The sequence below is a fragment of the Bdellovibrionota bacterium genome (assembly GCA_035292885.1).
Classification (GTDB): domain Bacteria; phylum Bdellovibrionota_G; class JALEGL01; order JALEGL01; family DATDPG01; genus DATDPG01.
Genome location: DATDPG010000015.1, coordinates 1 through 7,501 on the forward strand (window position 1 = coordinate 1; position 7,501 = coordinate 7,501).

Below are 7,501 nucleotides of genomic sequence, written 5' to 3' on the forward strand. Positions count from 1 at the left end.
ATATGTGACGAAGGCCTGAGTCGTGACCACCCGTTCGCCGGTCATCGGATTTTCGGCCTGAACCTCGACCCCAACTTCCAAAGAGGTTCGTCCCGTGTAATTCACCTGGGATTTAAGAACCATGATGTGACCGATCTTGGCCGGAGCCAAAAAATCGACTCGATCGAAAGAAGCCGTAACACAGAGCCCTTGAATATGTCTCATCGCCGCCACGGCGCCGGCGATGTCGATCCACTGCATGACCTTTCCGCCGAAGACCGTTCCGTGGGGATTGGTATCGCCGGGAAGGACCTGCTGCACCATCTCGACCTGTGAAATTCGCGGGGGTTTTCCCTTCATTTTGGGCTCCTTGCTGTTCATATTCCGGGAGGATAGAAAGGGGTCACCATATCCAATGGACCTCTTTTCAACAACCTCCGTGCCAAAACCCGCTCTCAAAGGGGGTGCGCCGTTGGCGGATCGGATGCGGCCCAAGACGTTGGATGAAGTCTTGGGGCAAAAACATCTGGTCGGGCCGGACGGAGCTCTCCGTGTGGCTCTCGATCAAAGAAAGATTCAATCGTTCATCCTTTGGGGGCCGCCCGGTTGCGGAAAAACGACGATCGCCCGGATCATCGCGGAACAGAGCGGATTTCTGTTCGTCCCGTTTTCCGCCGTTCTCTCCGGGATCAAAGAGGTCCGGGAGGTCATGGCCCGGGCGGAAAAATCGCGGGCCCGAGGCGAGCGGCAGACGGTCGTGTTTATCGACGAAATCCATCGATTCAACAAAGCGCAGCAGGATGCGTTTCTCCCTTTTGTGGAACGGGGAGATATCGTTCTGTTCGGCGCGACGACGGAGAATCCGTCGTTCGAAATCAACAGCGCGCTGCTTTCCCGCCTCCGCGTTTTTGTTCTCGATCCGTTATCGGTGGCCGATCTGGTCGCCCTCCTGAAGCGAACGATCGCGAACGACTCGGAAATCCGCATCGCCGGTGTCCGGGTGGCCGGCGACGTCCTGGACTATTTGGCGACGCGAAACCCCGGGGACGCCCGCGCGGTTCTCAATCTCCTGGAAGCCGCGGTGACGCTGGCCGGGAAAAACGGCGTGATCGATCGAGCAATCGTGGATCGCGCGGCCCAGCGCGTTGCGCTGCTTTACGACAAGATCGGCGAGGAACACTACAACATTATCTCCGCGCTCCATAAAAGCATGCGCAACGGCGATGCCGACGCGGCGCTTTACTGGCTCGGGCGGATGTTGGAGGCGGGAGAGGATCCTCTCTATATCGCCCGGCGGATGATCCGTTTCGCGAGTGAAGATGTCGGAAACGCCGATCCGCAGGCCCTGGTTTTGGCCGTGGCGGCAAAAGACACGGTTCATTTCCTCGGAATACCCGAGGGGAAATTGGCCCTTGCCCAATTGGCCGTTTATCTGGCTGCCGCGCCGAAATCGAACGCGGTCTACGTCGCCTACGGACGGGTCGAAGATGATCTCCGCGCCGGACGCGTCTACCCCGTTCCGTTGCAGATTCGAAATGCGCCGACAAAACTGATGAAGGAGCTCGATTACGGAAAGGGCTATGAATACGCCCACGATTCCGACGATAAGACGACGGCGCTGGAGTGCTTTCCGGAGGAACTCAAGGGCCGCCGTTACTACGAGCCGGAAGGATCGGGGAGCGAAAAGTCGGTTCGGGAACGACTGAAAACCTGGCAGGAAGTCCGTCAGCGCTTGAGGAAGAAATAGTAAATGAGCGAAAGACTGACAACGGTCGAGCGAAGGCGAATGTCCGGCGTCGAATGGGAGTTCCCTTCGAACGATCAGCTGGTATCCGAGGAACCGCTTGAAATGCGACTCAACGGCGAGGCGTTGGCGGTCACGATGCGAACGCCGGGGGACGATTTTGAACTGGTGCGCGGTTTTCTTTACACGGAACAGATCGTCAATCGTCCGGAAGAGATTCTCGGTTTGGAGCGACCGGGGAACGGCGCCAAGGAGTCGCATACAAATGTTGTTTCGGCCACGGTGCCGCCAAAGATTTTGGAAGGCAAATGCTGGCTACGGAATTTCTATGCGTCGTCGAGCTGCGGTGTCTGTGGAAAAGCGTCGATCGAGCAACTCCGTCTGACCCGCCCGATCATTGAATCGTCGTTCCGCGTGGGAGTCGAACGCTTGTATCAAGTGGTAGGTCGAATGCGGAAGCTCCAAGCGCTGTTCAATCAGACCGGGGGGTTGCACGCGGCGGCTCTCTTCAACGAACGCGGTGAAGTGGTCGTTGTGCGGGAGGATGTCGGCCGGCACAACGCCGTGGACAAAGTCGTCGGTTGGGCGATGGAGTCGTATCAGGTCCCGGTCCGGGATCTGGGCCTCTTTGTGAGCGGCCGGTCCAGCTTTGAGATCGTTCAAAAGGCCATTGCCGCGGGAATTCCTTTTGTGGGAGCCATCTCCGCACCGAGCAGTCTGGCCGTGAGTTTGGCGAAAGAATACCGCGTAACGCTCGCCGGTTTTGTCCGGGGAGAGACTTGCAGTGTTTATTCAGAACCGGATCGGATTCAGTCCAATGAAACTTGAAACGCTGACCGCCGCCGTTTTGTCCGGCGGAGAGAGCCGACGGATGGGGAGTGACAAGGCACTGCTTCGGACCGACGGAGGAACAACCTGGATTGAGCGCGTTGTTTGGGTGGCTCGGAGCCGCGCAGTGCGCACGATCGTTGTGACGGGGCGTTCCCCGAGATACGTCGATCTATTCGATCCGTCGACGGCTGAAATTGTTCCGGACGATTCCGATGTCCATGGAAAGGGACCGCTGGGAGGGATTCTTACGGCGCTTCGGTTGACCAGAACGCGTCATCTTCTCTGTCTGACGTGCGATATGCCGGGCGTCGGTTTGGATGCCATCGACGAATTGGGTCTGCCGGAGGAACATCAGGATGTTGTCTACGCTTCAAAGATGTTCTTCCCGATGGTCTTTCGTGTGACACCGGCTTTGCTTTCCGTTGCGGTGAATCGACTTCAACAAGATCAATGTGAAATTGAATCGTTCTTGAAGCTATTGAACGGACGAGCGATCGTGCTCGCGGCCGCTGGAGGTCACGCCAATTTGAATACGCCCGAGGATGCAAAGCCCCATCGAGACTCACCGTGAAGCTTCGTCACCTTGTGCCGTTCGGCATTTTGGAGTCGCAAAAGCCGAAACATTTTCGTTCGATGCTCAATGCCGCTTGGGCGAATCGAGACTCTCTCGGCTATGGGTGGCGAATTCTCAAACATGGCGTATGCGACGGCTGTTCGCTCGGTCCGTATGGCCTCAAAGACAACGTCATGAACGGAATCCATCTCTGCATGACCCGGCTCAATCTCCTTCGGTTGAACACGATGGGCCCATTCGATCCGGATCGCTTGCCGGACGTCGAAGGACTTCGGCAGATGACCAACGAGGAGTTGCATGCGCTGGGACGAATCCCCGCTCCACTCCGTCTTCGCCGAGGGGAGTCACGATTTCGACGAATCGATTGGAATGAAGCATTCACGACCATCGGTTCGACGATTAAAAAGCTCAGGTCCGATGGAAAATCCGATCGAATCGGGATGTACGTCACGTCGCGCGGCCTGACGAACGAAACGTATTACTTGGCCCGAAAGCTCAGTTCCTTAATCGGCACGAACAACATCGATCTCTGCGCCCGCCTCTGCCACGCGGCGTCCGTCGACGGATTGAAAGATACACTCGGCGTCGGGGCGCCGACCTGTTCGCTCTCGGATCTGATCGGCAGTGACCTGGTGGTCATTTTCGGAAGCAATTTGGCGAACAATCAGCCGGTCACGATGAAGTATTTGCACTACGCCAAAAAGCGCGGCACGAAGGTTCTAGTCATCAACCCGTACCGAGAGCCGGGACTGGAACGGTATTGGGTCCCGTCCGTTCCCTCGAGCGCCCTCTTCGGAACGAAAATTATGGACGATTTCTTCCAAGTGTCGATCGGCGGCGACATCGCGTTTATGAACGGCGTTCTCAAGGCCCTTGTCCAAACCAGCGGTGTGGACGAAAAATTTATTTCACGCGCTACCTCCGGATTCGATGAACTGAAAGCGCACGTGAATGCTTTGTCCTGGGCGATGCTTGAAGAGAATTCCGGACTCCAGAGGGTCGATATGGAACGGTTCGCCCGAATTTATTCCCGCGCTCGATCGGCCGTCTTCGTCTATAGCATGGGGCTGACGCAACATCGATTCGGCGTGGATAACGTGAAGTCGATCGTCAATCTGGCCCTCGCCCGCGGAATGCTCGGGAAAGAAAAATGCGGGATTCTGCCGATCCGGGGTCACAGCGGCGTTCAAGGCGGCGGTGAATGCGGAATCGATCCGGGAAAACTGCCGGGGAATGTGCCATTGACGCCCGAAAGCGCGGCCTATTTCGAGCGGGAGTGGGGAGAGCCGGTGGCTCAATCGAAAGGACTGCGGATCGGCCAGATGTTGGAAGCCGCTTTCGAAGGCAAAATCTCGATGCTCTATAACGTCGGCGGCAACCTGTTCGAAACCATGCCGGACCCGGATTACATGCGCGAGGCGATGCAGCGTGTGCCGTTCCGGGTTCATCAGGACATCGTCTTGAACCGATCGACGGTTCTGGAGGGCGACGATGTCCTCCTCTTGCCGGCCCAAACGCGCTACGAGCAAAAAGGAGGAGGAACGTCGACGAATACGGAACGTCGGATACGGTTCACACCGGAAATCCCCGGCCACCCTGTTGGCGAGGCCAGATCCGAATGGGAAATATTGAGCGCCGTCGGCCGTCAAATCTTTCCGAATGCGGGCGGCCCATTCTCCTTTTCCGACGCTCAAGTCGTCCGGGATGAAATGGGGCGTGTGATGCCGATGTACAACGGCATTCAAAATCTTCAGAAGGAGGGGGACCAACTTCAGTGGGGTGGGAAAACACTTTTTGCCGGCGGAACATTTTCAAAGATGCCGAACGGCAGAGCGCGTTTCTCGGCTATTTCACCGCCGAAACTCGAGATTCCGGAAGGCTGCGTCTACGTCACGACGCGGAGGGGGAAGCAGTTTAATTCCATGACGTACGGTTCGAATGACCCGCTGACGAATCGCAAACGGACCGACATTTTCGTCTCCGGCCACGACGCTGACCGATTGGGTTTGCAGGAAGGCGAGAAGATTCGTCTGCGATCCGATGTCGGTCAGATGGATGGAACCTGCCGAATCGCTCCGATTCCTCCGCGGAATGTTCAAGTGCATTGGCCCGAGGGGAATGTTCTAATCGCCCGCCGGTACGATCCGGTGTCATTTGAACCGGATTACAACGCCGTCGCGCGGATTGAAAAGATCCTATAGAGTATTCATTCTACCGATGACGCGACTCGGGCTTACCGCGCTACTAGGGTTGTTGGCGAATACCGCTGCATGCGTACCTAATCTGGGACGCACAAATGCCAGACTTGAAGACGGGGTCGATTTTGCGGTTTCCGCCGGTCCCGCGTTTGTGGCGCCAGGAGAAGGGACCAACTCAAATGCGGATGATTAAAAATGGGAATCGATCTTGAATTCTTGGCCTGGTTCGTGGGAATTGGGATCGCCATTTGGATTCCGGCAATTTTGTTCAAAGTTCGTATTCCAGGCCGATTGCATTTTACGGAAATTCCCGACGAAACATTACCGAAACATCTTTTCCGATGGTTTCAAACCATGGATCAACATTTGAAGCCGCTTGGATTCCATCCCATCGCGAATTTGAAAATGAATACGCCGGGACAAAATATGACACGATTCTATCAACACGCGGGTCATAGCGGACTTTGTCAAGTAGCCGCCATCCAAAATAAGAACATTGGCGCGCAGCTGGTCGATTTTCAGCAGGAATTGACCGACGGCCGGTTGATTTGGACACGGAATAGCCCCATCAACGATCTACTGCCAACGCGCAAGACCGCCATACGTAAAGAGTATCCCGACATCAAAGACGCAAAACAGCTCTATGAAATTCACGAAGAGCGCATTCGCAAAGAGGGTGTTGGGCGTACCGAGAGACAGGATAAAGACGCGATCCTGGCAGCCATGAATAGACATCACATGGAATGGCTGTCGCAACTCACTCAGGCCGAATGTGTCGTGCCCATGCGTAATGGCGAGACCTTTCGTTTGACCACGCGGATGGTTATTCGGTTTGTGGTTTCCTACTTTAACCCCCTTGGTGACTATTTTTCGGTCCCTCGTTTCGTGATCGCATTGTGCGTTGGTATCGGCGTCCCTCTTTTCTGGCATGAAATGACAGGCGAACTCTTCGCCAAGATCGTCAATAAAGTAATCGATCCGGAATCGGGGGCCCGGACGCTTCCCCCCATCGCGTGGTCTATTCTCATGTTTGTTCTCACGTCTGTTTTTGCGTATGGAGGTGCGATTGTTTCGGGTGTGACGTTCGGCCTACTCTTTCGACATAAAGCGATTCTTTGGATCATCCTCACGTATCTGGCCGTGCGTACTCTTTCGAGCAAAGTCGGGGGATCGATTCCGAGCGAAGTTGCGGGAGCGATCAATATCTTTATCGCGTTCATTGCAGCAACGATGGTTGGGTTTGTACGGGGCCGCCTACACCTTTTTTGTGGCAAAACGGATACAAAGTCCATTTGATGGCAGGCGCCAAAACCGATTGGAAGTTTCACGGAATGACACCACTCGGCTTGGCCGGAGATTCTCAAGTACCTAACGAAGTTATCGATCAGCTGAAACGATAAAAAGCACCCTCCCGCAAAATGTGATGTAACTTTATTTACCGTGAGCAATTAAAAATCATTCTTCTCTACGGACAAGTTATTGATATTTACTGATTCTAGCTTCGTCGAGAAATAGGCATAAACGTTGCTTTTTGGAACCGCACAATGTCTTTCCGTCAAATTCCCGTAGCGCTATCCGCAGCCGTTTTCCTTGCCCTTTTTGTTTCTGCTTGTGAAACCGACCCCAGGCTGGCAATAAAAGGACGGTATAGCGGACGTCAGCCCGTGCTCTGAGGGGTGTTATCCTCAGAGCACGTAGTTTGGTCTAAACAAACTTTTCAAGGAGCTGACGATGAAAGCAAAATACTCCATAGGGATCGATCTGCACAAGTCTGTGATCCAAGTCTGTGTATTGGATGAGGGAGGCGAGGTGATCGAGGAGTTTCGGGAATCGATCGAGACACTGGAGCTAGGAATGGCCGTGGTGGGGTGGTTAACAAAGTGGCGAGACGGCGGTCGTCTGGTGGTGGAAGCTGTGGGCGTCAATCGGAGTTTTGTCAACGCTTGCCAGGAAGCGGGACTTGGGATCGTGGTGGCCGATCCGGTGAAATTGAATTTGCAGATGCTGGGAAGGAAGACGGATCGTCGGGACGCCAAGGAATTAGCGCGGAGGTTGTATTTGGGAGACATCGACGCCTATGCCACCACGTACTACCCGACCGAGGATGAATACGGGGTTCGGAAGGTTCTGCGGGTGCGGCATCACCTGGTGAAAGTTCGGCAACAGATCACGAGT

Annotated in this window: 7 protein-coding genes; 6 read left to right on the forward strand and 1 reads right to left on the reverse strand. The window is 55.1% G+C overall.

All coding sequences use genetic code 11. The features are described 5' to 3' along the window. A partial coding sequence (locus tag VI895_00835) for an acyl-CoA thioesterase (protein HLG18344.1) occupies positions 1 to 339 on the reverse strand: 339 nt, incomplete at its 3' end. Positions 340 to 394: 55 nt separating this feature from the next. Here VI895_00835 and VI895_00840 point away from each other — a divergent pair. The 6 genes from VI895_00840 to VI895_00865 all read left to right on the forward strand — a co-directional run. Beyond that, positions 395 to 1,726: a replication-associated recombination protein A gene (locus VI895_00840; protein HLG18345.1), complete on the forward strand. Its 1,332-nt coding sequence runs from the start codon at positions 395 to 397 to the stop codon at positions 1,724 to 1,726. Positions 1,727 to 1,729: 3 nt separating this feature from the next. Then, positions 1,730 to 2,551 carry a formate dehydrogenase accessory sulfurtransferase FdhD gene (fdhD, locus tag VI895_00845; GenBank protein ID HLG18346.1) on the forward strand — a complete coding sequence of 274 codons (822 nt, stop codon included), beginning with the start codon at positions 1,730 to 1,732 and terminating at the stop codon, positions 2,549 to 2,551. Then, positions 2,541 to 3,125 carry a molybdenum cofactor guanylyltransferase gene (locus tag VI895_00850; GenBank protein ID HLG18347.1) on the forward strand — a complete coding sequence of 195 codons (585 nt, stop codon included), beginning with the start codon at positions 2,541 to 2,543 and terminating at the stop codon, positions 3,123 to 3,125. Before fdhD ends, VI895_00850 begins: the two co-directional genes overlap by 11 nt. Then, positions 3,122 to 5,329, forward strand: a complete 2,208-nt coding sequence (locus VI895_00855) for an FdhF/YdeP family oxidoreductase (GenBank protein HLG18348.1) — start codon at positions 3,122 to 3,124, stop codon at positions 5,327 to 5,329. The genes VI895_00850 and VI895_00855 overlap by 4 nt, the downstream gene beginning before the upstream one ends. Before the next feature lie 192 nt (positions 5,330 to 5,521). Next, positions 5,522 to 6,622: a hypothetical protein gene (locus VI895_00860; protein ID HLG18349.1), complete on the forward strand. Its 1,101-nt coding sequence runs from the start codon at positions 5,522 to 5,524 to the stop codon at positions 6,620 to 6,622. A gap of 435 nt (positions 6,623 to 7,057) precedes the next feature. Continuing rightward, positions 7,058 to 7,501: transposase (locus tag VI895_00865; protein ID HLG18350.1), on the forward strand; the 444-nt coding region annotated here is incomplete at its 3' end.